Origin of the sequence: Paenibacillus sp. FSL R7-0204, assembly GCF_038002225.1 — a bacterium.
In the GTDB taxonomy this organism is placed as follows: domain Bacteria; phylum Bacillota; class Bacilli; order Paenibacillales; family Paenibacillaceae; genus Paenibacillus_AQ.
In genome coordinates this window covers 1,853,838-1,878,239 of sequence record NZ_JBBOCA010000001.1, presented here as the reverse complement: position 1 = coordinate 1,878,239, position 24,402 = coordinate 1,853,838, and the positions used below count along the sequence as shown (strand labels likewise).

Sequence of the window (24,402 nt, the reverse complement as noted above, 5' to 3'; positions counted from 1 at the left end):
ATGGGGAAAAGACTGTCCCCCTATTAGCTAGGAGGAACAGCCTTCACCTGCAGAACCCGGTCAGCTGTAAGCAATGGTCGTCCCGCAGTAATCACAGCTAGTAGATTGGTTGGGAGCTACCGTATTCTGTGCCCCGCAGCCGGGACAACGGACAGATTTGGGAAGCTGCTGCGGCCTCGGCTGCTGATAGGACGGCTGCCTTGCAGGCTGCGAGAAGGGAGATGCATCTGCCTGCCCCGCCCGGGCCTGCGGCACTGCATCCGCTCCTTCATGGAAGAGAAGCCCGGAGTCCAGCACCCCGTACTTCTGCAGATAGATAAGATCTCTGTTCACATCGCCTTCGCTCTGCCCGGTGCGGTCAGCCAGATTCCCGGTATAGCGGACTCTCTCCACCGTGATCAGATGTACATACTGATTGGCGAGCTGCGAGAAGCGGAATCTGGCTTTGGCTGCGCTTCTGGCAAATACGGCCGCAGGCAGAAGCGTTATCAATGAGAACATAATTAACATTCCAATTAACGTACCAGTATCAACGGCGACTTCACTGAAGATGGAATTGACGACAATTCCCATCAACTGCACGAAGCCGCCCACAAATACATGGAACAACAGACTAAAATTGACGGGCTTGCGGTAATTTTTATAATGGGTGCTCAGCATGCGTACCAGCGCAAGCGCAAATCCCAACGGCATAAACAAATACCCGGCGCCGATAGTTACAATATCAAAAGTAGTCCGCTCATACTTAGGCAGACTATCAGAGGGCTGTCCTTCCCGGCCCGGCAACAGTCCCCCTAGCTCATTCCCTATCCCCATTGCTGTCTATTCCTCCTATTTAAGCGCCGCCAGCTCCAGATTACGCCGCTGGAGCGTGCCGGCAATACTCTCCGTTAATTCCTCTGTCTCCGTGTCCCAGCGGGCCGGCAGCTCCTTCAGGACAAGCAGCAGCGCCACATGGTCATGCAGCAGAGAGATCTGCTGCCTAATGATGTCTTCCGTGGCATACAATCCCGGTCTCGATACCGGGTCACTATAGCGGAACTTCTCCTCCAGAGCCTTGATCAGCTCCACCAGCCTGCCCGCCTCAGGATGCTTCCAGGTACCGGCAATCCCTCTGATCTCCTGCAGCTCCTGCATGTGAGTACGCAGACTCCGCGAAGCGTCCGCAGCTCTGCGCTCCCCGGATGCGGCATTCCGCCCATATCCCCCTGTAGCCACAAGTACGATGGAAGCTGCAATCAGGATCAGCAGCTGCTCTCCTGCATACCAGAGCGGACTCAGCTCCAGAAGCCAGTCCAATAGAATAGCCGAAGCAAGTACCGCAGCAACATAGAGGGCCATAATCACGGCTCCGCTGATGAATACCGGTGAAGTCCTGCTCGCTTCAGGAGCACGGCGCAGCCAGAGCATGCAATATACATAAACCACAGTCTCTGCTATACCAACAGCGAGTAGAGTCACTACGAAGCGCAGCAGCGATTCCGAGAATCCAAGCGTGAAGAAGGTACCCGCAGTAACTGCCAGAACAGCAACATAAATGCCAGTAACTAGACCCGTATATGACCTCTGCCTCTGCATTCCGTTCACCCGTTAGCCGCTCTGGTGCCGCACTCTGGACAGAATTTCTGTCCGGGCTTCAGCTCATGCCCGCAGCCCGTACACTTCAGGATCAGGCCCTCTCCACAATGCGGACAGAATTTGGCACCTGGGATGACCGCCTTACCGCAGCTATGGCATACCTTATCCTCCACCGCCGGCGGGGATTGCAGACTGCGGCCGCAGCCGGTACAGAAGCGTGCATCTGCCGGATTAAGGGTTCCACAGGCCGGGCAGGATTTAGAAGCAGCAGGTGCCGGCTGGCTGCCCGTGCTGCCGTCCAGGGACATGCTCCGGGTCATCCGGGTGGCTATCTCAGCCGCAGGTCCAGCCAGCCCAAAGCCCATGCCAAGCCCCAGCCCCGCATTCATCATGCCCACGCCTGCATTGCCCGGATTGCCTGCCGCCTCCTCCATGGCATCAAAGCTTCGCTCCTGCTGGTAGGTGAAGCCGATAATGTCCATCTCTGCTTTTTTGGCCAAGGCTTCCTTGAGACGCTGGGTTGCCGGATCATCATCAGGAATATTGATCGAATCAATATAGAAATTATTAAGTTCAATGCCGCTATCCAGGAAGGAGGAGGACAAGCGCCCCTGAATATGCTTGGAGATTTCAACCACGTAGGCGTTGATCTCCAGGATGCTGATTTTTTTGTGCACCAGATAAGAAGAAATAAGTTCAGTAATATTAGACATTAGCAGGCCGCGGAAATAATTAATCATCGTATCCTGATCGAAGACCGGTAGCGTTCCTACCAGCTTCAGCAGAAATTTGCGGGGATCTTCGATCCGCACGCCAAACTGTCCGAAGGCGCGAACAGCTACCATGATCTTGTATTTAGGGTCCTGTAGCTGCAGCGGTGCACTAGTCCCCCACTTCACATTCATGGAGTTCAGCTTGTTCACAAACCATATCTCTGCGGTGAACGGTGACTTGCCGCCGAACGGCAGGTTCACTACATTCGACAGAATTGGAATATTCGCTGTGCTTAAGGTGTGGCGTCCTGCTGTGAACGAATCCAGCGCCTGCCCGCCCTTGAACAGAATCGCCTCCTGGGATTCATTTACAATCAGCTGTGTCCAGGTCCCCAGCTCCTGATTCGGATACTTCCAGGCGAAGACACCCGGAGGTCCGTCATATTTGACTACTTCAATAATTGCCATCTGTCCATTCCCTCTTTCCTGACAGGTATGTATGATATACGCAGATTACACCCTTTGGATTCAACTTAACGTCGCTTATATAATGATTGTAGTAAATTAATCCAGATATATAAAGAAAACTTTATTAGCAAAAATAGCTTTGCCACCTGTTAAGCAATAAAAAAAGGCCGCATCCCCCTCTCGGAAGATACAGCCGGTATACTTGCTTCTCTATTAATAGTAGCTGCTGTTCTCGACAAATTCGAATTCAAAATCAGCAATCCGCACAATAGTGCCTTCTACAGCTCCGCGCTTGCGAAGCTCGGCATCCACACCCATGTGACGCAAAGTACGGGCCAGCCTAAGAATGGCATCATGAGTGCTTAGCTGCATTCTCTTAATCATCCGTTCAATCCGCGGACTGTTGACTACAAAGGCCTCGTTGTCACGGGTAATCGTGAATGAGTTATCCTCTTCCGCTTCCAGCTTATACACCTTGCGCTCTTTCCCAGCCACTTCTTCAACCACCGGAGCCACAGGAATACTGTCAAGAATATCCGTAGCACGGTAGAGCAGCTCCTGAACGCCCTGACGGGTAAGTGAAGAGATCGGCATAATCTCAAGATCCGGGCGAAGCTCCGCGACACGCTCACGGAAGGCTGCCAGGTTCTCCTCGGAATCAGGCATATCCATCTTGTTCGCCGCCACGATCTGCGGACGGTCAATCAGCGCCGCATTGTACTGCTTCAGCTCATCGTTAATGAGTACCCAGTCTTCAAAAGGATCGCGGCCTTCCGAGCCGGACATATCCACGACATGAATGATGATACGCGTGCGTTCAACGTGGCGCAGGAACTCATGTCCCAGGCCCACCCCTTCACTCGCGCCTTCAATCAGTCCAGGCAGATCTGCCATTACAAAGCTGCGGCCGTCTCCGACATCCACTACACCCAGATTCGGTGTAATGGTGGTAAAGTGGTACGCTCCGATCTTCGGCTGGGCAGCAGATACGACCGATAGCAGTGTAGATTTACCTACGCTTGGGAAGCCTACCAGCCCTACATCCGCCATGACCTTAAGCTCCATTACCACGTAACGCTCCTGGCCCTCTTCCCCATTCTCAGCAAGCTCCGGCGCCGTATTGTTCGCCGTCGCAAACCGGGTATTCCCCCGGCCGCCCCGGCCGCCACGGGCCACTACAACCTGTTGTCCATGGCGGGTTAGATCGGCAAGGATCTCCTGGGTATCATCATCAATCAACACGGTTCCAGGTGGAATCCGCACGATCATATGCTCGGCGTTGGCCCCGTGCTGACTCTTGTTGCGTCCCTTAACTCCCCGATCCGCTTTGAAGTGCCGCTGATAACGGAAATCCATCAAGGTCCGTAAGCCTTCATCCACGCGGAAGATTACATCTCCCCCGCGGCCGCCATCTCCGCCGGCAGGACCGCCATCCGGTACATACTTCTCACGGCGAAACGCTACGAGACCATCTCCGCCGTCTCCGCCTTTTACATAAACCTTAGCCTTATCTACGAACATAAATGTTCACCTTCCTTACATCTCCAGCGGTAACCGCAGCTCCAAATAACCCTTGGCAGGCTGAACCTGCTCCGCCTTCATGATTTTTCCTTGTACTATATTATAAATTTGCCCCTGAAGCAGTTCGGGATTACCTTGCTCTCCCTCACCTTTGAAAGAGATTAGAATGTCCCTTCCCTCCTGTGAAAAGCTGAGCTCAAGCTTCCGCGTGTCTCCATGCTGTGTTATTCCGCTGTACTGGTACGCCCTGACCGTCTGCATAATGACCGAAGTCAGCTCAGCCCCTGCCTCAGGACTCAGCTTGTCCTCCAGCTGGAGCCCTTCCTCCACCTGTATGTCCAGCTCCAGACTGCTTCTGAACGTACGGAAGGATTGCAGATAGAACACCAGGGAAGGTACTCCCAATTTGGCAATACGGCTATCGAGCGCAATACGCTCCTTTATTCTTTCCACACATTGTACGGATTTATCAGGCTTGCCCAGCTGGATATATCCGTAAAGCACCTGCAGATCATTCATCCAGTCATGACGATGATGATTCAGTGTCCGGTTTGCCGCCTGCTGCAGAGTGTTCTCCTGTATACGCAGTTCCTCTTCATATTGACGCCGGTTGTAAACAAAGCTGAATGCAAGCACTCCCGCTACCCAGACTCCGAGCAGCAGGCATGTGAAAAGGGAGGTTTGCCAATACACGAGACCTAAAGGAAACACTGCGGATAACATGACTGCCCAGACCTTACTTTTCCAGGATTTCATTCTTTCTCCCCGTCCCTTGGTTCGCAAAATTGATTCCAATGTAAGCACTGCTTATCTTGCTTCATATTCACCATTTCCCAGTATAACACAGGCTTTCTCCGCAATCACCAGAATCCCTCCACAAAGTGAGGCTTAAGCTTCGATGCTTACCTAGGTACTTTGCGGGACCCCGAAACAATTTCAAAAAAAGCCCCCGGCACTGATGCCGGAGGCTTCTCATCTTCATAGGTTCCGTAAGCTTACGCTTCCAGTGCCGCTGCTACCGGAGCGACATCCACCGGATACACGCTCACTTTTTTGCGGTCGCGTCCCCAACGTTCGAACTTCACTACGCCGTCCACAAGTGCGAACAGTGTGTCATCTTTACCGATGCCCACGTTCGTGCCCGGGTGGATTTTGGTTCCGCGTTGGCGAACCAAGATGTTGCCGCCGGTTACTGCTTGACCATCAGCCCGTTTCACGCCAAGACGCTTAGAATGGGAATCACGTCCGTTCTTTGTGGAACCAACACCTTTTTTCGATGCGAATAATTGAAGATCCAATTTCAACATGTTGTCAACCTCCTTCTTCAAATGATGACTTCCTGTATCTGAATATATTTCCTGTAGGATTTAACAATATCCTTGAGCATCAGCACCATAGATTCCAGCAAGAGCTGTACCTTGGCGGAGACTTCGGGATCATTCACGGGAACCAGGGTTCCGCTTAAGAATCCATCCTTCATCGAAGTATCCAGAACCACACCGGTCAGGCTCTCAATCGCATTCACAGTTCCAACGGTAACCGTCGAAACACCCGCGCAGACGATATCCCTGCCATTCCTTGCGTATTCCGCATGCCCCTTGACGGCAAAACCGACAATGACACCCTGAGCAGAAGCCCGTGTAATCCGCACGTTAATCATAAACGCACCTTCTTACGCTTGAATCTTCTCGATAGTTACTTTGGTGTACGGTTGACGATGGCCTTGTTTCTTGTGGTAGTTCTTCTTAGGTTTGTATTTGTAAACTACAACCTTATGTCCCTTACCATGTTTCTCGACTTTGGCTGTTACAGACGCGCCGCTTACCAGCGGAGTTCCTGCAGTCAAACCACCTTCGTTAGAAACAGCCAAGACACGGTCAAACGTTACGCTTGCGCCGTCTTCAGCTTCCAGCTTCTCAATGAACAAAACATCGCCCTCTTGGACTTTGTATTGTTTACCGCCAGTTTCGATAATTGCATACATTGTACTTGCACCTCCTCATGTCTCAGACTCGCCTAGTCAAGGTGGCAATCCCCGGGGGAATTACGCTTCATCTACCCGATCGGAGCGGTTACAGCATGTGCAGGAATAGAACAACCAAACACATACTTGAAGATATTATCATACATATGGGCCCTAGTCAATATCTCCTTACAAAACATATACAACCTGACCGTCTCTTCCTTACTCCAGCCAAGTCCCAACCTTGCCTGTACCGCCGCAGCACTGGCAGATTACCGGGGCAAATCCGGCGGAATCATGTCTGGCCTTCTTACGGGTCATTTCCAGCAGACCGAGATGGGTCCAGCCGAGAATATGCGTCTTGGTCCGGTCCCGGCTGATAATGCTCTCCAGCTGATCCGTCACCTGCCTGCGGTGCTCTTCCCGCTCCATATCAATGAAATCAACAATAATAATACCGCCCGTATCCCGGAGCCGGACAAGCCGCCCGATCTCCTCCGCAGCCAGCAGGTTGGTCCGTGTTACTGTATCCTCAAGGTTCGTCCCGCCAGTGTACTGCGCTGTGTTAACGTCAATCACAGTCAAGGCTTCTGTCTCGTCCCAGATCAGCGTAGCGCCGCCCTCGAGGATGATTTTACGGCTGAAGCTCTTGTGCAGCTGATCCGTCACTCCGTAAGCAGAGAAAATGGGCTCCTGTCCCCTGTAGAATCCAACAGGCTTGTACCCTTCGGGAGCCATATCCGTCAGGAAGGCTTCCGCTTCCTTAACCGCCTTGGCCGAATCAATCATCAGCTCATCACGCTGCGGATTAAAGGCATCCCGGATGAACCGCTGGACGATGCTCAGATCACAGTGCAGCAGAGCCGGTGCCTCCACTTCCTTGGAACGCCGGGTAATCACTTCCCACTGCGCCCGCAGAAAAGCCAGATCTCCCTCCACAGCTTCCACCGGCTCATCCTCGGAGACAGTGCGCATAATGAGTCCTTCCTCACCCTGGCGCAGCCGCTCGCCGATGCCTTTAAGCCGGCTGCGCTCCGATTCCCGGCATATTTTCTTGGAGACCCCGACATATTCGGCAAAGGGCATGTACACCATCCAGCGTCCGGGCAGCGTATAATGCGTGGTTACCCGTGCGCCCTTGCCGCCCCGCGGTTCTTTTCTCACCTGGACGACAATCTCCTGACCGGGCTGCAGCAGCGTCTCAATCGAAGGCTTGACGGCCGGCTGCTTGTCCAGATGGGGATGCAATACATCATCTACATATAGGAACGCATTCTTTTTCTGTCCGATATCTACAAAGGCCGCCTGCATACCAGGCAGCACATTCATAACCCGGCCTTTATAATAACTCCCGACCAGACCTTGCTGCTGATCGCGTTCAGCCGCATATTCCACCAGCCTCCCGTTCTCCAGAAGTGCCATGCGGGTAATATGCTGTGTACAGTGAACGATCATTTGTTTCATGGCTTCACCTCTGGTTTGAATCGTTTCTCGCTTGTTACTTTCCGAAATACGAAGCAATCAGACGCTGCTCCGGCACAACGGCTACTATATCCCTATCGTTGTTCATCACATAGATATAATGATAATGGTTACGTTTAAATAGACGCAATATCTCATCCAAAGGTTTCGCGAACGTGGCAACTATTGGGCGGGCAATGTTCTCCGCTACTAGATACCGCTCATAAATCCGCTCACGGTTCATCAAAAACCCGACAAACCTGTACGGCAAATTCCGCTGGTCTGTCCAATTAGAATAGAGCAGAAACGCTCCGATCATGAGGAGATTAAGCCGGAGACCGTCCCCGTTCCCAAGCGGAAGCAGGGCGAACCCTATCACAAGCAGGCTGGCCGCAATGCTGACTCTGCCGGTCCACAGCAGTGTGTAATAATACGGAAGCAGCAGACTCAGGGCCGCCTGAAGGATTTTGCCTCCGTCCAGCGGAAGCACCGGGAGCAGATTGAACAGGGCGATCATGGCATTGGCTCCGATAAAATAATCCAGATAGGCGATATTTCCATACTCCACCTGCTTAAGCGCCAGCGCCATCAGTATCATAATTCCGTTCTGCAGCGGACCGGCCAGGGCAATCCCGATCTCACGGACAGCTGTAAGCCGTCCATGATCCTCTATAACCGCAACGCCGCCGAATGGCAGCAGCTCCACCGATCTGACGGTAATGCCGGCCAGCAGCGCCGCACATACATGTCCAAGCTCATGAATGAATACGATCAGGAACAAGGTGAGCAGCTCCAGGAACTGTCCGGTAAGCACAGAAACCATGAGAATCAGCACGAAGAGCGGATGCAGTGACAATTCAATGCCGCAGACCCTAATCAAACGATACCACTTCGGCCGGATCAATATAAGTCTTGTCTTTCATAACTGCAAAAAACAGCAACGGGATACGGGCATCCTCCGTCCCCTGAATCCAGCCTATTTCGTCTCCGCTCTGTACCCAGTCATCCACCGCGAGCCGTGTCCCGCTCAAATGACCGTATTCTGCCGTGATCTCCCCGGTATGGCGGACCGTAATACGGATGCCTCCCCGGGCTTCCTTCGATACGGCCAGGACACGGCCCGTATCTACACTTTTCACCGTGACACTGGCACTTGAATCGTCTGCCGGTATAATTTCGATGCCATTAAGCGAAGTAGCAAAGGGACGTACAATGCTTCCTGCAAGCGGAGCGCTAAGCTCATGAGCAGCTGTCACCTTCTCCGCCGGTACCTGTTCATCTCCGAAAATGGGAATGAAGGACGGGGCTCCATTGAAATGTTCCTCGTACCACACCTGAGCTGCTGCAAAATCCATATCATTGCTGAGGATGTCTGTAATAAAGTACTGAGCCTTCACTGCCCATGGCTCCTGCACGGCAAAAATGCCCCATACAGCGCCGAAGACCAGCAGACTGGCCACCGTCCGCCGCAGCAGACCAGCACGGAATCCCTGCCCCGGTCCCCTGCCGCCTTCATCCTCCCAGTGGTTACGCTGCTGCTTCCACATCGTCTCGGGGTCAGGCTCAAGGGAAGAGGCAAATTCCATCCTGTCCCCAGCCCCCCATTCTCTGAATGAGGGAGGACTGTCAGACAGACGGAACCGCTCTGGTGCTGGTACTGCTCCGGCTGCCGGCTTCTCCTCCAGCAGATTTTGTATACGTTTCTCGCGGCGGTTCTTGGACTCTCTCGGGTATTTCATATCGATCCCTCCGGCGGGCTTGTTTTACTTCCATTTTATGAGTGGCGGAAGCCTCTTTAGAACAAGCCCTGTCCAAGTTACTGCACAACAAAAATAAGCCCGCCAGCGATTTCTCGTCAGCGGACTCTTACGGAAGAATATATAAGTGCGTGACCTGGATTCAGCCCATTCCAAAAAATTTCTTGAACCTCTTGAAGGCGCCCGTCTTCTGATCAAGCTGCATCAGCGGCACCGCGTCGCCCAGAATACGCCGGGCAATATTACGGTAGGCAATCGCAGCCAAGGAGTCCGGGTTCATCACGGTAGGCTCGCCGTTGTTCGCCGCCCGGATGACCTGTTCATCATCGGGTACAATCCCGATCAGATCGATATTAAGCACCTGCAGAATGTCTTCAATATCAAGCATATCCCCCGACTTGATCAAACCCTGACGAATCCGGTTGACCACCAGCTTCGGAGATTCCACCGAAGACTGCTCCAAGAGACCGATAATCCGGTCCGCATCACGCACCGCCGCATGCTCCGGAGTGGTAACTACAATTGCTTTGTCGGCACCGGCAATCGCATTGCGGAAGCCGTGCTCAATGCCGGCCGGACAATCGATTAGAATATATTCGTACTCTTTCTTAAGCTCCAGAATGATATCCCTGACCTGCTCTGGCGTAACGGCTGTCTTGTCCTTGGTCTGGGCTGCGGGCAGCATGTACAGCTCATCGAAGCGCTTGTCCTTGACCAGCGCCTGATTCAGCCGGCAGCGGCCCTCTGCCACATCGACCAGATCATAGATAATCCGGTTCTCCAGCCCCATGACAACATCCAGATTCCGCAATCCAATGTCCGTATCCACCAGACATACTTTTTTGCCCTGCAGGGCAAGCGCGGTTCCAATGTTGGCTGTTGTGGTTGTCTTGCCAACTCCGCCTTTACCCGAGGTTACAACAATCGCTTCTCCCATGGAGGCTACACCCCTTTAAACACATTTAAATCCTGACGTAACTTCACTATATTATGAATTTTGTCGATTTGCATAGCACCGCCTGATAAATAGGCAAATTCCATACTGCTCTCCCGGGTTCCCCATTCATCCGGCGGTCTGCTAATAATCTCAGCAATCCGGAGTTGGGTAGGCGCTAGGAGGGAAGCGGCAATAATGGCCTCCTGGTTACCGTTGAATCCGGCGTGTGCCATTCCTTTGAGTGCTCCAAGAATATAGATATCTCCTGAACAGGTAATCGTGCCTCCCGGATTCACATCACCGAGGAAAAGCAGATTGCCCTCATGATGCAGTACCTGGCCCGAGCGGAGCATTCCGCTCATCATGAACAAGGCCTCTGTATCCTTCTCTTCAGGGTCTTCAATAGCTTCAACCGAACGGATTAACAGATTCCCCTGACTCTTGAGGATCTCCAATACCGCCTCTTTATCTTCTTCAGTAACAGCACGGTTGCCAAGCTTAATATCCACATGCACAATCGGTCCGGTCAGAATATTTTGATGGCTGTGCTCCAGCTTGTAGCGAAGCTCGCTTAAGAGATCTTCAAAGGGACACTTGTCGTCTAGCAGGAATACCAGGCCATCCTTGATGCCCTTAATCCTTACGTGCTTGGATTTAACTGTCATATGCCTGTCCCCCTATCCTCATTCATTCGTGCCGGGCCGGGCAAATTCCTTCTTTGGGCGATAAGAAAATACCGCTGCCGCTTAGGCAGCTTCCTCATCAAGTGTCTCTTTCTTCAGCAGTTCCAGCTGTCGCCGGAGCGGAATGTAGAGAAGCAGGCCTGCAGCAAAATGAATGAGCATGGTAGGCAGCATATGATGCAAGAGCGCCCAATTATAAGGCTCCTGGCTTAGATTAAATACATTATAGATGGCAAAAAGAATACTGTCTTCCAGCAGACTGCCCAGCAGCACCACTGTCATCATAAGCGGCAGCGGAGCGCGGGGAATCTGGAATATCAGCCCGATCAGGTACGCAGATAAGCCCATAGCGAAGGAATGAGCACCCAGTATGCGGCCGTAGAAGACCACATCATGCAGCATGCCGAACGACAAGCCCAGAATAAGTGCTGTATGCCGGTGATGATATACCGTTACGAACAGAATGACGATGAAGACGAGATTAGGAATAATCCGCATCTGCCAGCCGTCAGGAATCAGCCAGGGAAGCACTGTGCCTTCCAAAATAAATAAAATGAATAACAAAAGTACCAGGACAGGTCTGCGCATCCTCACTATTCTACACGCTCCTCCGTATAGACAACGAAGAGTTCCTTCCAGTCCTGGAATCCTGCCGCCGGCTTGATAATCGCTGTAGAGGTTAACCCGAACTGTCCGATCTTCACTTCTTCCACCGTGCCGATAGGCATACCACGTGGATATCGTCCTCCAATACCCGAAGAGATAATGACATCATCCTTGGCAATCGGATCGCCTACGGGGATTTTGTTCATCAGCAGCATTCCGGTTTGCTGGTCATAGCTCTCAATCATTCCAAAGGTTTTGCCTTCCTTGTTAACCGCGGTTGCTGCTATAGGAGGCTGTGAGTTGGGGTCGTTGATATCCATCATCGTCATCAGCTTCACGGTAGAGGTGAAGTTACTCACATTGCTTATAACTCCTACAAGCCCTTCGATAGAAGTTACGGACATATTCAGCCTGATGCCATCTTTTGCCCCTAGATCAATAACAAGTGTATTATTGCCCGGTTCTGTTGTGACACTGACCACATTGGAGATAAGATATTCGTATTTATACATGTTCTTTTGAGCTTTAGTGAATTGAAGATCCTTCTCATATTGTTCATTCTTGGCTTTAATGAAATTAAATTGCGCCTTATCCCGGGCATACTGTGCAGCCAAAATCTTAAGCTGCTTGTTCTCTTCAGCCAGCTCTTTCAGAGTCCCGATATCTTGGAAGAAGCCCGCTACGTATCCAGCGGGCTTGTAGAACAAATTCTGCACGAATCCGGTCGTATCTCTGAGGAAGTTCTCCGGCCAGGACAGGGTCTTCCTCTGCCCCAGGCTGAAGCCCATCAGAACGATAAACGTAACCAGCGTAATCAGCAATATAAACAGTCGTTTATTGTTAAACAGCTTGAACAATCTCGAGCACCCTCTAATAACCGTATTTCTCCAACCTCAGGGGTTGACGTTCACAGTCCGTACGATCCTAGCGTTTGGAGCGGAGACCCGAACTGCTGCGGCTCTTGAACAAGTGGATATTCTCCAGCGCCTTGCCTGTGCCGATCGCAACACAGTCCAGCGGATTCTCGGCGACAATCACCGGCATTCCGGTCTCACGCGCCAGCAGCTTGTCCAGGTTGCGCAAAAGCGCACCGCCGCCCGTAAGCACAATGCCGCGGTCCATAATATCGGCAGCCAGCTCCGGCGGACATTTCTCCAGCGTAACCTTCACGGCTTCAACAATCGCATTTACAGTATCTGACAGAGCTTCGCAGATTTCATCGGAGGTAATGGTCAGCGTCTTCGGCAGACCGGTTACCAGATCGCGTCCGCGGATCTCCATCGTTTCAGCCTTCTCAAGCGGCAGGGCAGAGCCCACATCCATCTTGAGCTGCTCGGAGGTGCGTTCACCAATCATAAGGTTATACTGGCGTTTGATGTATTGGATGATAGACTCATCTGCATCATCCCCTGCCACACGTACAGAACGGCTGGTAACAATACCGCCGAGTGAGATTACAGCAACCTCGGTAGTTCCGCCGCCGATATCTACAACCATACTTCCGGTTGGCTCCCATACAGGAAGATCTGCACCAATCGCAGCAGCAAAAGGCTCCTCGATAATGTAAGCTTCCCGTGCTCCGGCCTGCTTCGTCGCATCTTCAACGGCACGCTGTTCAACGGCTGTAATTCCGGATGGCACACACACCATGACATTCGGATGGCGCTGGAACATCGAGCGCTGCTTCTGGGCCTGGCGGATGAAATATTTGATCATAGTTGCTGTAGTATCGAAATCAGCGATGACCCCGTCCTTCATTGGACGAATGGCACGAATGTTGCCCGGAGTGCGTCCAATCATCTTTTTGGCGGATTCCCCTACTGCTTCGATCGTCTTAGTATCAGTATTAATGGCTACCACGGAAGGCTCTCTCACAACAATTCCTTTACCGCGCACGTAGACAAGCGTATTCGCTGTCCCCAAGTCAATTCCTAAATCTTTCGTAAAACCACCTAACATCTTGTATGCTCCTTTTCCATGTGAATCTAGACAATTGTATTACATGTAGCCTTTCTCTTTCAAACTTACGTAACTGCTGTCTCCGATCACCAGATGATCCAGCACATCAATGCCGACAATTTCGCCTGCCTGCATCAGCCTTGCGGTCAGGGAGATGTCTTCAGGGCTCGGCGTAGGATCACCGCTTGGATGATTATGTGCGCATATAATTGCTGCGCTGCTGCATTTCATGGCTGCCCGGAACACCTCGCGGGGATGCACAATGGAGGCATTAAGGCTACCCATGGACAATGTTTCCTGCGCAATAACATGATTCTTCGTATTCAGGAACAGGCAGATAAAATGCTCCTTCTGCAAATAACGCAGCTGTTCGGTCAGAATCTCCGCCGCATCCTGGGGACTGCGGATAATGACCGGTTCGGTAAGCCGGGAATTCGCCATGCGTCTTCCCAGCTCTATGCCTGCTTTGAGTTGCACGGCCTTGGCGGGGCCGATGCCGTTGATTGTTGTCAATTCTTCAATGCTCAGATCCGCCAGTCCGCGGAGACCGCCTGCCCGGCTCAAGAGCCGCTGGGCGATAAGAATGGCTGATTCACGGTGCGCACCCGTGCGCAGCAGAATAGCCAGAAGCTCCGCTTGACTTAATGATTCCGCCCCATAATGCATCATGCGCTCTCTTGGTCGTTCTTCATGGGGGAGGTCACGCAGCATAAATGATTGCGACTCCATCCCTAACCTTCTTTCTTCGGCTACCCTTACCGGTTCAGCACCGAAATGCCAAACCCGGACAACATACCGCTCAGCAGTGACAGCGGCAGACCGACCACGTTAAAATAGCAGCCTTCAATTTCTTCCACCAGGGTGGCGCCCAGTCCTTGTATCGCGTAAGAGCCGGCTTTGTCGGCAGGCTCCCCGGTCGCTATGTAGGCGGAGATTTCCTCTTCGCTCATTGCTCTCATAGTTACAGAGGTTACCCTGTGATCTACCAGGGTACGTCCCTCTGCGGAACCGATGCAGGCCACCCCGGTGTATACCCGATGCGTCCGGCCTTGCAGCATGCCCAGCATTCTGGCGCTGTCCTGCTCGTCCGCCGGCTTGCCGAGCACCATGTCGTCAAGCACAACAATCGTGTCGCTGCCGATAATAACGGCATCCCGGTCTCCGGCAACGGGAATCACGGCTTCTGCCTTACGCAGAGCCAGATTCCGTACAATCGCTTCAGGACTCCATTCAGGCGGCGTACTCTCATCAGCATCACTGGACAGCACCTCAAAGGGCAGGCCAAGCGAGGCTAAAAGCTCACGCCGCCGCGGCGAACCTGAGGCCAGAATAATATGCCGTGAATTGTCATGCTCCACTGTAATTAACGTCCTTCCTGATGCTGCCAGCTAAGGCTACAGCCTGCGGTACAGCCATACGGCTGTAATAATACCGGCAAGACTGAGCAGGCACAGTTTCAAATGGATTGTGATGTCATAGGTTATGATGTCTAAATCGGCTTGCGGCGACCACTTGAGAACAGTCGAAGCTGTAAGAAAAGACAGAGCTTGTACAGGTTCCAGCAGCTTGGCAATCCAGGCTCCGGCCAGCCAGCCCAGAATAAGAAATAACAGCAGTGTTCCTACATTTTTCTTCTTCATTCAAGTCTTCCCTCGCCATTTTTTGACACCCTAATTATTATACGGTGAAACGGAGTGCAATACAAACTCAAAATCCATCCAGGGAATGTTTACCACGTAAGCAGCCTGCGGATCTTATCACACCGCAGGATTATGCCTGGAAATACAGCAATCCCCCGCCGGGCAATTGCCTGATACGGGGGATCATTTATTTAGCCTATAGTCAGCGGTGCATTACGCCTCAGCTGTCAGCTCATGGCGGACAACAGGCTTTTCTGGCCGGTCAGGAAGCTCATCATGGCCTCCTGCACCTCCCAGAGCAGTCCTTCCGCCTTATTCTTATTGTATTCGTTCAGGGCGGCTATTCCCTGGCTCATGGATTTCTCCAGCCCGTCAGCGATTCTCTGCCCTTCCGGTGTGAGGCCCGGCTCCAGTGCCTTGACTGCCTGGGTCCACTGCATATGGAGATCGCTTACCGCTCCGCCAGCATCCCCGCTGCTCCCCCCGCCAAGCAGGGAAGCAGACAAGCTGCTCAGCTCGCTTAACAGCTGGCTGCTAAGCTTGAAGTAGCTGTCCACCGCCGCCGCTGTACCGGTATAGCGGACCTGGTTCACAGCCGGCAGGGCCACTTCTCTCACGTACAGCTCGATGCCCTGCCCCTTGAGCCCATTGCTGAGCAGCTTGGCCTGCTCACGGTCAGGAGACAATCCGGCATACACACGGTTGCCGTCTGCCGGGTCAAGACCTGCGGCAAGGCCTGCGGTCAGCAGCTCCTGCCGGGCCTGCTCCGCTCCTGCCGGTGTACTGAAGACGCCATATTGCAGCAGATAATAGCTCTGCGGCGCAACCTGAACCGGAATCTGCGCACTCACCGCTTCTCCCGTCTGCTCAGGAGGCACACCCGTTATATCTGCTGCGGTACTGCTGTTTTCCGCCTTTTGCCCCTGATTGATTCCCGTCTTAACCGCCGCATTGCCGGGAGCTTTACCAGTCTCTCCCGTCCCTCCTGTGATGAACGACAGGGCAGCGTATCCGAGCAGAATCCCCGTTCCCAGCGCTCCAGCGATGGACAGTGCGAACTTCCACCAATACGAGGGACGGCGGGTATGATAAGAGCCGCCGTAGCTATTCCCTTGAGCGCCGGATTGATCATAACTGTCTGTAGCGGATTCACGGCTATCTTCATACAGCGGGTAGTAGTCATCTGCTGAATGCAGATCTTCTTCATCCGTCCCTCCATAGGGGGAATGCTCCTCCGAATCTTCACTTTGTTCCCATAGGTTCCTTGTAGAAGCAGGACGGACAACAGAGTACAGCCCCAAATCATAGTTATCCTCAGGAGCTTTCTGTTTCCGGCGGCCGGAGCCCGGGAGCTTCATGTAAGCTGCCTCTACAGACCGGGGCAACTCCACCTTCTCCAGATCCACAATATATTCATCGGCCTTGGAATAGGAGGATCTCATACCTCCCCCGCGCTCCACCTTGTCAGTCTCCTTGTTCTCCAGAACCACACCGGTTTCGTTCACCGCCCGGAGCTCTGTCGTCTCTGTCCCCTGCCTGCCCTGGTTCCCGTCGAAGCGGAATGTCATTCTTCCGTTATTCAATACCCTCACCTCGCGATCTTCAGTTCTATACTGAAAGATATGAAAGATGCGAGAGAGATATGCTATTTTAATATATTTACACCAGACTAAGCAGCTTCGCCTTCACTTCGTCTGCGGCATAATACCTGCTGAGCGTCCGGTAGGCCTGATCCGCAATAATGGAGCCAAGCTCCGGCGTCGTCAGCAGCCTGATCAGATGATCGGCAGTACCCGCCGTTGTTCCTGCCAGCAGAATATTCCGCCCCGGCTCGCAGATCAGCTCCTCCGAACCCCTCAGGCTGCTGACCACCGGTGTGCGGAGGGCCCAGGCCTCCAGAATGCTGCTCTGACTGCCGCAGTCCTCACAGCATGAAGCAACCACAGCTCTGGCCCTGCGGATATAATCGGCTGTCTGTATAGCTTCATTGATGATTAGAATAGATGAGTCCTTCCGGACGGCAGCTGCGACCTCTGCATGCACCTCACTGCTAATAATGCAGCAGCGGATATCCGGCACCGCCGCCCGAATCAGCGGATATACCTTCTTGAAGAACAGCAGCGCCGCATTCTTGCCGTCAGTGGAATGCATGTCCCAGTGCAGAACGATGGAGTTGTCCTTGGTTGTATCTCCGGCAGCCGCATAAAGGGGGGCGCTCAGATCAATGTATGGCGGAACTACGTGCACCTTGCCTGCATCGGCAAAGGATACCGCCTTGAAGGATAATGCCTCTTCTTCTGAAGCGGCCAGCAGCAGGCTGGTCTTGTTCATTAACCGGCGCTCTTCCCGGCGGATCAGCGCATCACTTAGCTTGCGGTAGCCTGTGCTGATTCCCCGCTTGCCGCCCGCCCGGCTCTCCACCCGTATGCCACCTGCACGGCGCGCGTCGGTGACGATAACAGCCCCGGGAAGCAGTGAGGAGACCAGGTCCAGCCCATTGCCGAGCATGGCATACGAGACAAACACATGGGTGTAGGCGTGCTGGCTGCACATCTCGGTTATTACCGCCCGCAGCGACTTGTCATTGCCGATCATCGAGGCATCCGTGCGGAGCCTGTTCAGCGGAAACAGCAGGCTTCTACGGGTGGACGCAGGCCGCTTCACCTGATGCACGGTCAGGGCAGGACTGCGCAGAATCTGCGTCTCGCGGCGGTGGTGGCAAACCTCCAGCAGATCAATATCAAACCGCTCCAGCAGCATATCAAGGAAATTCTCTGTTCTGATGTCTCCCTCCCGGTCTTCCGGCGTGTGACTCCGGGCAGAAAGGAACAACATTCTCTCTCTCATGGCTATAGCTCCTTGGTTCTATGTAAATGTGTATGAATGTGTACGAAACAAAAAAGACCGGATGACATCCAGCCCAGAAATGTGAAACAATCGATGTAGATCTATAGTAACGCAGTCTTCCCGAGAAGGTTGTCGATTTATGGGGAAAAATAATTATTTTACATTCCATATCCCTTCAGACCAGACGAAGCAGCTTATCCTTGACGCTTTCCGCCTCATAATTTTCCAGCAGAGTCTCGTATGCACGGTCCGCGAGCACTACTCCTCTTTCATGATCCTGAAGCAGCAGTGTCACACTATCGGCAAAGGAAACCGGATCAGCGGCAATCATAATATTCTGCGAATGCTCATAGCGCAGCCCTTCTGCCCCTTTGGAACTGGATACGACAGGGGTCCTCAGCGCCCAGGCCTCCAGAATTTTCAGCCTTGTCCCGCTGCCTTCCAGGAGCGGAGCTATGACCACCTGCGCCTTGCGTATATAATCCGCCACACTGTTCACATACCCGGTAATGACGATAGAGGAATCCTTCAAGGCGAGCGCCGCTACCTCCGGGTGCACGTCCCGTCCGACAATATACCACTGGATATCCGGTACACTCGCCTTAACCAGAGGATATACCTCACGATAGAAGTAGAGAGCTGCGTTAATGTTAGGGAAGTAGTTCATATTACCCGGAAGGATAATCCACTTCTCCTTGGGCAACTTCGTCTTGGTCCGGTAATCCTCCATGCGTATGAAATTGGGAATGACATGGACCTTCTGTGACTGGCTGGGGGCCAGTTCCTTGAAGGCCAGAGCATCCTCTTCCGAAGTGGCCAGCAGCAGATTCGTCTTGTCCATCAGCTTCAGCTCATCCTGGCGCGTCCATACAGCATTAAGGGAATAGTAGACCTTGGCGATCCCCTTTTTCCCGCCTGCCAGCTGTGCAGACAATCCACTCTCGAAATTATGCGCATCGGTAATAATCACAGTATCAGGCAGGCAGCGCAGTACAATGTCGATGCAGCAGCCCAGCAGACTATGCGAAATAAATACATGACTGTAGAAATTCCGGCTGCAGAGTTCTATAATCTTCGCCTTCATGTCCACATCAACATGACTCATATAAGAACAATTCCGCCAGGTATACAAGGAACGGAGAAGCGCTCTGCGGTAGCTGACCGTGCGCTCTACTTCATGCACCGTAAGTGCTGAAATTTCCTCCGGCGTCCCTGTCTTCCGGGGGCTGGCATAGGTGATAAGCTCCACCTCATATTTGGCGAGCAGAAGCTTCAGAATATTGCCTGTTCTCAGCTTGCCCCCGCTATCCTGCGGATATGGATTCTCTGCGGAAATGAATAGCAACGGTTCCTTCATGGCTTGTTCTCCTACTCTCCATTGATCAATTGGCCCTGGACTGCCTGGGACATCTAGGATCTATTACCCAAGTTCAGGTGTTTGACCACGCAGTTCCTTCCCCGCTGCAATCGAGCCTGCCGGCCTTACTGAGCAGAGAGAGGATCGCCACGCCGTACAGCATACCCGTAATTTCCTGCAGCGGGGTCTTTCTGACCTTCCAGGATAACAGATAAGCCGGATAGAGCAGCAGAATCGCACCCGTAAGTGCAGATGCTGCGATCAGCCGGGGAACATCCGGATGCAGCAGGTAGGGCAGAAGCAGACCTACCGCAGATATCCCAGCTAGCGCGTAATACCGCTGCTTCATTCGCTCGGAATCGGCTTCCAGCTTCTTCAGCAGGGCCAGAATCTCTGCAGTTCCTGCAGCCACGCTCAAGAGAATAATACTTGGAGGCACTAATGGAAAATCATGAATTTCCTCTAATAACAACAGCTGCAGAATAGCAAGTTGCAGAATTTTGGCTATCAGGAACAACGGGGGGGGCTTCTCTTTCGGATAACTGGGCCAGTATGCCAGAATAAGCAGAACCGTAAATAGATTGCCGAAAAAAAGACAAGCCAGCAATGTCTTCAAATCCAAGCCGGCTGTCATCATGTCCACCCCTTTGTTAACGATATGTCTATGTATGATATGTATTTGAGGGTCCGTTTACCCGGACCTGACCACACGGTCCCGGCCTTCCTGCTTCGCCTGATAAAGCGCCAGATCACAAAGCTTGTAGAGTGCGTTCAAGCTGGTCTGCTGATCAGGCAGCACAGAGACTATACCAATGCTGACCGTATACCCGCAGGGCAGGCTGTGCACAGAAGCCTCCTTGAGTGTCTCCCGCAGCGCTTCTGCCTGATGGCTGCTGCTCAGCGCATCCTGCCCGTACAGCAGAATGGCGAATTCCTCGCCGCCTACCCGTCCGAGCAAATCGCCGCCCGCAAGCGTACTCTCGGCAGTAAGGGCGAATTCCTGCAGCACACTGTCGCCGGTGTCATGCCCGTAGGTATCATTCACTTTTTTGAAATGATCCAGATCCAGCAGCAGCAGGGAACAATATTCCCTCTTCCTGGCGGCAAGCGCCAGCTTCAGTTCGGCTTCCAGCAGGAAGGCCCGGCGCCCCAGAATCCCGGTCAGGCTGTCATAGGTGGCAATGCGCTTCAGCTTCTGGTAGGAATGCTCATTGGAGAGCAGGATGAAGGCGGCAATGCCTCCAATCAGCATCAGGAACATCCCGAGATAATACAAATACTGCGCCGGATTAGCCGTCAGCGGGCCCATATCCGGTTCCACCGCCAGAGCAACGAACGACCTGAGTAGCATCACCGCTGCGATCGCATAAAATACGGCGGCGAGTATCTTCTGGAGCGGAGAGCGCTCCGGGCTCGCTGTCAAGCGGCAGCCAGGGTAGAGCACAAACAGCATGACCCATAACGAGGTCGTTGCGACCCGTATATTCGGATGGTTGAAGAACAGGGCAACGATAACAAAGCTGAATATGCTCCCTGCCGTGATTGTCAGATAATAGAGTTTCGCCCGGCGGTCCAGCATGCCCATCATCATCATCAGCGCAGCGATCTCCAGCCCTCCGCCGGCCAGAATGAGCGCATTGCTCAGAGGTACAGCGATTCTATGGGGAATATAGTCCCACAGCAGAATTGAGCTCCAGAAGATCACCTGAATCCACTTGGAGGCAATGAATAGACTGGAGGCAATGTCTTTGGGGAAGTGGTAGCGGTAAAACGTAATCATCAGGCCGGAAAAAAAATTCCCCAGAATAAACAAGTATAACAGCGACTTAATATCAAGCTGAAAGCCCATCAACACACCACCGAACTATGCGGATCTACCTGCTCTATCCGAACGATAACATTTGCAGCTTATATCGGCAATATCATTATTATTCTATAACCTCTAACTTCTTGTTCTACAGCGTGAACGCTTCGTTTTTCCACAATCGTTCCGTCCGCTCCGCTGTTTAAGCGGGATACCAATGACCCAACCCTTTCAAATTACTGCTTCGCGGCATTGAGGCAAGCTGCAATGGACGAAAAACAAAAAGCAGCAATCCTCCCATAACGGGAAAATCGCTGCTATTATAACGTTGACGCTTCGTGAAATCTTACCGGCTCTTCAGGCTGTCTGCCAGTGCATAACCGACCTTCCAGATATCGCCTGCACCCATGGTGATGACCAGATCACCGGGAGCAATGCGGTCCTGCAGATCTGCAAGCACAGCTTCCTTCGTCGGCAGATGCCGTGCGCCGGCGTTGCTGTTCTGCACAATCAGCTCTACCAGCTTGGCGGAGGTAACGCCCTCTATCTGCTTCTCACCCGCAGGGGAGTAGATATCGGTAATAATCACTTCATCCGCTTCGCTGAACGCGCGGCTGAACGCATCCAGCAGGAAGAAGGTACGCGTGTAGCGCTGCGGCTGGAACACGGCAATAATGCGTTTGCCGGTTGCCTTGGCGGCGCTGATCGTAGCCTGAATCTCTGTTGGATGATGCGCGTAATCATCAATGACGAGAATCTCGTCAACCTCGCCCAGCACCTGGAACCGACGTTTGGCGCCGTGGAACTTCACAATCGCAGCCGCAATGGCTTCAAAGGCAATGCCCGATTTCAGACAGGAAATCACTGCCGCCATTGAGTTATACAGATTGTATTGTCCCGGAATAGAGAGCTCAATACGGCCTAATACCTCTTTTCCATGATTCATGGTATAAGATACCTGGCGGTCACCGAGGACAATATCAGTTGCTGTATAATCGGCCGTCTCCGATTCGATCCCATAGCTGATCACTTTACCTTTTACCTTAGGCAGCAGGGATTTCAGATTCTCATCATCCGCACATACGATAGCTGTCCCGTCCTCGCGCAGCTGATTCATGAACTGAACATAAGCATCCTTCAGCTTGCCGAAGTCGCCGCCGTAGTTCTCCAGATGGTCCGCTTCGATGTTCGTAACGATACCCAGCCAAGGATGGTATTGAAGGAACGAGCCGTCACTCTCATCGGCCTCTGCCACGACGAATTCCCCTTGTCCCGCTTTGGCATTCGTGCCTACATTCATAATCTCCCCGCCGATAATGTAGGTAGGGTCCACGCCGCAGTCTTCCATAACCAGAGCAATCATGGATGAGGTGGTAGTCTTGCCATGCGCTCCTGCCACCGCTACGCCCTTGCGCTCATTCAGCAGCCGGGCCAGCATCTGCGAACGGTGCAGAATCGGTATTTTCAGACGCTCTGCTTCCACCCATTCCACATTATCCGCGGCAAGCGCCGTGGAATAGACGACCAAATCCGCACCTTTTACCTGCTCCGCCGTATGCCCGATGAAGACCTTGGCACCTTTGGCTATCAATTTTTCCGTTAACTCCTGGGCAGCTACATCAGAGCCTGTAACTGTATATCCCATCTCCAGCATCACCCGGGCAATCGCGCTCATACCATAGCCGCCGATCCCTATAAAATGCACACGTTCAGTAGTATCCAACAGTTAGTCACCAGCCTTTTTCAGAATCGGGTTGCCGTAAAAGCGTACTGCGCACATCAGAAATCAAATACAGCGTTCCGGACACAACTGCGAGGTCATCGTCCGCTGTGATCGTCTGCAGCTTCTGCAGCGCTTGGCCCCAATTACGTTCTACTATGATTTCCAAGTTTTCCTTGGCATATTTACTCCGCAGACTTTCTGCGATCGCCTGCAGATCTTCTGCGTCCATTTTCTTACGGAAATCCGGTTCGGTCAGGATGAGCGTATCCACTATAGGCAGTATATGCTTGAGATACGACTCGTGATGCTTATTTGCCAGCATCCCCATGAGCAAATTTAATTTACCGTAAGGCTGGAACTGCGGAAGGCTCTTCGCGAGGCTCTCAGCCCCTTCCGGGTTATGCGCGCCGTCCAGAATAATTCTGGGCGCAGTGCTCACTTCCTCCAGTCTTCCGGCCCAGAATGTGCCGCGGAAGCCCTCCAGCACATCCTCGTCCTCCAGCATGAAGGCCATATACTGCCGCAGCACCTCAAGCGCCATCATTGCTCCGGCTGCATTCTGCAACTGGTGTTCGCCTTTCATGGCAATATCCAGCTCAAGCCCCCGGAACGGCCCGTTGAAGGTGAAGTGCTGGCAGCCGTCTCTCTGCTCTACCTTACTATAGCTGAAATCTTCTCCGGCTAAATAGAGTGTCGAACGGGTAGCCGCTGCCTTGGCCTTCAATACAGCTACAGCTTCGGGCTGGCTCACACAGCTGACTACAGGAACACCCGGCTTAATAATCCCGGCCTTCTCGCCGGCAATCAGCGTAAGCGTATCTCCCAGCACATCGGTATGGTCATGTCCAACATTAGTAATGACCGACACAACCGGAGTAACGATATTCGTTACATCCAGCCTTCCCCCAAGCCCCGTCTCCCATACGACTACATCGGGATAACAGACTTCGCCGTAATAGAGAATCGCGAGCGCCGTTGCCACCTCGAACATGGTCGGTGAGCCCAGCTCAGTGCCCGCAATCTCCCGGACCAGCGGACGCAGCTGATTGGCAAGCGCAAGCAGCGTCTCCTCTGGAATATCCGTCCCGTTGTACTGGAACCGGTTCGTGAACTTCGTGATATACGGAGAGGTAAAGGTCCCCACCGAATATCCGCTCTGAATAAGGGCCGAGGTCAAAAAGGCGCAGGTTGAGCCCTTGCCGTTCGTCCCCGCCACATGAATGAACTTAAGCTTCCGGTGCGGATGTCCCAGCTTCTCCATTAGAAGCTCTATCCGCTCCAGACCCGGCCTGATTCCAAAAGGAATCAGGCTGTTGATCCAATCTACGGCTTCTGTATAAGAACTTAAGGGAGCGGCAGTGCCGCTCCGGGTGATCTCTTCCATG

Annotated in this window: 26 protein-coding genes and 1 other annotated feature; all 26 genes read right to left on the bottom strand. The window is 52.8% G+C overall.

Annotation, left to right across the window (positions count from 1 at the left end):
* Positions 1-60 precede the first annotated feature (60 nt).
* Positions 61-816 carry a hypothetical protein gene (locus MKX42_RS08435; protein WP_340752114.1) on the bottom strand — a complete coding sequence of 252 codons (756 nt, stop codon included), beginning with the start codon at positions 814-816 and terminating at the stop codon, positions 61-63.
* A gap of 15 nt (positions 817-831) precedes the next feature.
* The gene (locus MKX42_RS08430) at positions 832-1,578 is read right to left on the bottom strand and encodes a hypothetical protein (RefSeq protein ID WP_340752113.1); all 747 of its coding nucleotides are present in this window, start codon (positions 1,576-1,578) and stop codon (positions 832-834) included.
* 5 nt (positions 1,579-1,583) lie between these two features.
* Positions 1,584-2,759 (bottom strand): SPFH domain-containing protein, encoded by a 1,176-nt coding sequence (locus tag MKX42_RS08425; protein WP_340752112.1) that lies wholly within the window; start codon positions 2,757-2,759, stop codon positions 1,584-1,586.
* 213 nt (positions 2,760-2,972) lie between these two features.
* A complete protein-coding gene (obgE, locus tag MKX42_RS08420; protein WP_340752111.1) occupies positions 2,973-4,280 on the bottom strand; it encodes a GTPase ObgE in 1,308 nt (435 codons plus the stop codon).
* A 15-nt stretch (positions 4,281-4,295) separates the two neighbouring features.
* Positions 4,296-5,036, bottom strand: coding sequence for a Spo0B domain-containing protein (locus MKX42_RS08415; protein WP_340752110.1), 741 nt, complete (start codon positions 5,034-5,036; stop codon positions 4,296-4,298).
* Between the two features lie 239 nt (positions 5,037-5,275).
* Entirely contained in the window at positions 5,276-5,587 is a 312-nt protein-coding gene (gene rpmA / locus MKX42_RS08410; RefSeq protein WP_020429282.1) for a 50S ribosomal protein L27, read from the bottom strand.
* Positions 5,588-5,604: 17 nt separating this feature from the next.
* A complete protein-coding gene (locus tag MKX42_RS08405) occupies positions 5,605-5,940 on the bottom strand; it encodes a ribosomal-processing cysteine protease Prp (protein WP_340752109.1) in 336 nt (111 codons plus the stop codon).
* A 12-nt stretch (positions 5,941-5,952) separates the two neighbouring features.
* Complete coding sequence (gene rplU, locus MKX42_RS08400) at positions 5,953-6,264, bottom strand: 50S ribosomal protein L21 (protein WP_036698983.1); 312 nt, start codon at positions 6,262-6,264, stop codon at positions 5,953-5,955.
* Between the two features lie 14 nt (positions 6,265-6,278).
* Positions 6,279-6,364, bottom strand: a sequence feature (ribosomal protein L21 leader region).
* A gap of 101 nt (positions 6,365-6,465) precedes the next feature.
* Positions 6,466-7,707 carry an Rne/Rng family ribonuclease gene (locus MKX42_RS08395; protein ID WP_340752108.1) on the bottom strand — a complete coding sequence of 414 codons (1,242 nt, stop codon included), beginning with the start codon at positions 7,705-7,707 and terminating at the stop codon, positions 6,466-6,468.
* Positions 7,708-7,741: 34 nt separating this feature from the next.
* On the bottom strand, positions 7,742-8,584 hold the full coding sequence (locus MKX42_RS08390) for a M50 family metallopeptidase (protein ID WP_340752107.1): 843 nt from the start codon (positions 8,582-8,584) through the stop codon (positions 7,742-7,744).
* On the bottom strand, positions 8,577-9,443 hold the full coding sequence (locus MKX42_RS08385; protein WP_340752106.1) for a M23 family metallopeptidase: 867 nt from the start codon (positions 9,441-9,443) through the stop codon (positions 8,577-8,579). The genes MKX42_RS08390 and MKX42_RS08385 overlap by 8 nt, the downstream gene beginning before the upstream one ends.
* A gap of 160 nt (positions 9,444-9,603) precedes the next feature.
* Positions 9,604-10,398 (bottom strand): septum site-determining protein MinD, encoded by a 795-nt coding sequence (gene minD / locus MKX42_RS08380; protein ID WP_340752105.1) that lies wholly within the window; start codon positions 10,396-10,398, stop codon positions 9,604-9,606.
* A gap of 5 nt (positions 10,399-10,403) precedes the next feature.
* Positions 10,404-11,063, bottom strand: a complete 660-nt coding sequence (minC, locus tag MKX42_RS08375; RefSeq protein WP_340752104.1) for a septum site-determining protein MinC — start codon at positions 11,061-11,063, stop codon at positions 10,404-10,406.
* An 81-nt stretch (positions 11,064-11,144) separates the two neighbouring features.
* Positions 11,145-11,675, bottom strand: coding sequence for a rod shape-determining protein MreD (gene mreD, locus MKX42_RS08370; RefSeq protein WP_340752103.1), 531 nt, complete (start codon positions 11,673-11,675; stop codon positions 11,145-11,147).
* On the bottom strand, positions 11,675-12,544 hold the full coding sequence (mreC, locus tag MKX42_RS08365) for a rod shape-determining protein MreC (RefSeq protein WP_340752102.1): 870 nt from the start codon (positions 12,542-12,544) through the stop codon (positions 11,675-11,677). The genes mreD and mreC overlap by 1 nt, the downstream gene beginning before the upstream one ends.
* Positions 12,545-12,611: 67 nt before the next feature.
* Positions 12,612-13,646: a rod shape-determining protein gene (locus MKX42_RS08360; RefSeq protein ID WP_036725912.1), complete on the bottom strand. Its 1,035-nt coding sequence runs from the start codon at positions 13,644-13,646 to the stop codon at positions 12,612-12,614.
* Positions 13,647-13,685: 39 nt separating this feature from the next.
* Positions 13,686-14,375: a RadC family protein gene (gene radC / locus MKX42_RS08355; RefSeq protein ID WP_340752101.1), complete on the bottom strand. Its 690-nt coding sequence runs from the start codon at positions 14,373-14,375 to the stop codon at positions 13,686-13,688.
* Positions 14,376-14,401: 26 nt separating this feature from the next.
* On the bottom strand, positions 14,402-15,004 hold the full coding sequence (locus tag MKX42_RS08350; RefSeq protein ID WP_340752100.1) for a Maf family protein: 603 nt from the start codon (positions 15,002-15,004) through the stop codon (positions 14,402-14,404).
* A gap of 36 nt (positions 15,005-15,040) precedes the next feature.
* Positions 15,041-15,286 carry a DUF4321 domain-containing protein gene (locus tag MKX42_RS08345; protein WP_036698966.1) on the bottom strand — a complete coding sequence of 82 codons (246 nt, stop codon included), beginning with the start codon at positions 15,284-15,286 and terminating at the stop codon, positions 15,041-15,043.
* A gap of 227 nt (positions 15,287-15,513) precedes the next feature.
* Entirely contained in the window at positions 15,514-16,869 is a 1,356-nt protein-coding gene (locus MKX42_RS08340) for an SPOR domain-containing protein (protein ID WP_340752099.1), read from the bottom strand.
* 76 nt (positions 16,870-16,945) lie between these two features.
* Positions 16,946-18,133: a glycosyltransferase gene (locus MKX42_RS08335; RefSeq protein ID WP_340752098.1), complete on the bottom strand. Its 1,188-nt coding sequence runs from the start codon at positions 18,131-18,133 to the stop codon at positions 16,946-16,948.
* A 175-nt stretch (positions 18,134-18,308) separates the two neighbouring features.
* Positions 18,309-19,490, bottom strand: coding sequence for a glycosyltransferase family 4 protein (locus MKX42_RS08330; RefSeq protein ID WP_340752097.1), 1,182 nt, complete (start codon positions 19,488-19,490; stop codon positions 18,309-18,311).
* 73 nt (positions 19,491-19,563) lie between these two features.
* Positions 19,564-20,124, bottom strand: a complete 561-nt coding sequence (locus MKX42_RS08325) for a hypothetical protein (protein ID WP_340752096.1) — start codon at positions 20,122-20,124, stop codon at positions 19,564-19,566.
* Positions 20,125-20,181: 57 nt separating this feature from the next.
* On the bottom strand, positions 20,182-21,339 hold the full coding sequence (locus MKX42_RS08320; RefSeq protein WP_340752095.1) for a GGDEF domain-containing protein: 1,158 nt from the start codon (positions 21,337-21,339) through the stop codon (positions 20,182-20,184).
* Between the two features lie 301 nt (positions 21,340-21,640).
* The gene (murC, locus tag MKX42_RS08315; RefSeq protein ID WP_340752094.1) at positions 21,641-23,017 is read right to left on the bottom strand and encodes a UDP-N-acetylmuramate--L-alanine ligase; all 1,377 of its coding nucleotides are present in this window, start codon (positions 23,015-23,017) and stop codon (positions 21,641-21,643) included.
* A 7-nt stretch (positions 23,018-23,024) separates the two neighbouring features.
* The gene (locus MKX42_RS08310; RefSeq protein ID WP_340752093.1) at positions 23,025-24,401 is read right to left on the bottom strand and encodes a bifunctional folylpolyglutamate synthase/dihydrofolate synthase; all 1,377 of its coding nucleotides are present in this window, start codon (positions 24,399-24,401) and stop codon (positions 23,025-23,027) included.
* Between the last annotated feature and the right edge of the window lies 1 nt (position 24,402).

Excerpts from the sequence above, each read along its gene's own strand:
- MKX42_RS08430 (WP_340752113.1), bottom strand. The coding sequence starts at position 1,578 with ATGCAGAGGCAGAGGTCATATACGGGTCTAGTTACTGGCATTTATGTT.
- MKX42_RS08435 (WP_340752114.1), bottom strand. The coding sequence starts at position 816 with ATGGGGATAGGGAATGAGCTAGGGGGACTGTTGCCGGGCCGGGAAGGA.
- minC (WP_340752104.1), bottom strand. The coding sequence starts at position 11,063 with ATGACAGTTAAATCCAAGCACGTAAGGATTAAGGGCATCAAGGATGGC.
- MKX42_RS08360 (WP_036725912.1), bottom strand. The coding sequence starts at position 13,646 with ATGTTAGGTGGTTTTACGAAAGATTTAGGAATTGACTTGGGGACAGCG.
- MKX42_RS08335 (WP_340752098.1), bottom strand. The coding sequence starts at position 18,133 with ATGAGAGAGAGAATGTTGTTCCTTTCTGCCCGGAGTCACACGCCGGAA.
- MKX42_RS08415 (WP_340752110.1), bottom strand. The coding sequence starts at position 5,036 with ATGAAATCCTGGAAAAGTAAGGTCTGGGCAGTCATGTTATCCGCAGTG.
- MKX42_RS08405 (WP_340752109.1), bottom strand. The coding sequence starts at position 5,940 with ATGATTAACGTGCGGATTACACGGGCTTCTGCTCAGGGTGTCATTGTC.
- MKX42_RS08320 (WP_340752095.1), bottom strand. The coding sequence starts at position 21,339 with ATGGGCTTTCAGCTTGATATTAAGTCGCTGTTATACTTGTTTATTCTG.
- obgE (WP_340752111.1), bottom strand. The coding sequence starts at position 4,280 with ATGTTCGTAGATAAGGCTAAGGTTTATGTAAAAGGCGGAGACGGCGGA.
- rpmA (WP_020429282.1), bottom strand. The coding sequence starts at position 5,587 with ATGTTGAAATTGGATCTTCAATTATTCGCATCGAAAAAAGGTGTTGGT.
- MKX42_RS08425 (WP_340752112.1), bottom strand. The coding sequence starts at position 2,759 with ATGGCAATTATTGAAGTAGTCAAATATGACGGACCTCCGGGTGTCTTC.
- MKX42_RS08385 (WP_340752106.1), bottom strand. The coding sequence starts at position 9,443 with ATGAAATACCCGAGAGAGTCCAAGAACCGCCGCGAGAAACGTATACAA.
- MKX42_RS08330 (WP_340752097.1), bottom strand. The coding sequence starts at position 19,490 with ATGAAGGAACCGTTGCTATTCATTTCCGCAGAGAATCCATATCCGCAG.
- rplU (WP_036698983.1), bottom strand. The coding sequence starts at position 6,264 with ATGTATGCAATTATCGAAACTGGCGGTAAACAATACAAAGTCCAAGAG.
- MKX42_RS08325 (WP_340752096.1), bottom strand. The coding sequence starts at position 20,124 with ATGACAGCCGGCTTGGATTTGAAGACATTGCTGGCTTGTCTTTTTTTC.
- radC (WP_340752101.1), bottom strand. The coding sequence starts at position 14,375 with ATGGAGTCGCAATCATTTATGCTGCGTGACCTCCCCCATGAAGAACGA.
- MKX42_RS08395 (WP_340752108.1), bottom strand. The coding sequence starts at position 7,707 with ATGAAACAAATGATCGTTCACTGTACACAGCATATTACCCGCATGGCA.
- MKX42_RS08310 (WP_340752093.1), bottom strand. The coding sequence starts at position 24,401 with ATGGAAGAGATCACCCGGAGCGGCACTGCCGCTCCCTTAAGTTCTTAT.
- minD (WP_340752105.1), bottom strand. The coding sequence starts at position 10,398 with ATGGGAGAAGCGATTGTTGTAACCTCGGGTAAAGGCGGAGTTGGCAAG.
- MKX42_RS08345 (WP_036698966.1), bottom strand. The coding sequence starts at position 15,286 with ATGAAGAAGAAAAATGTAGGAACACTGCTGTTATTTCTTATTCTGGGC.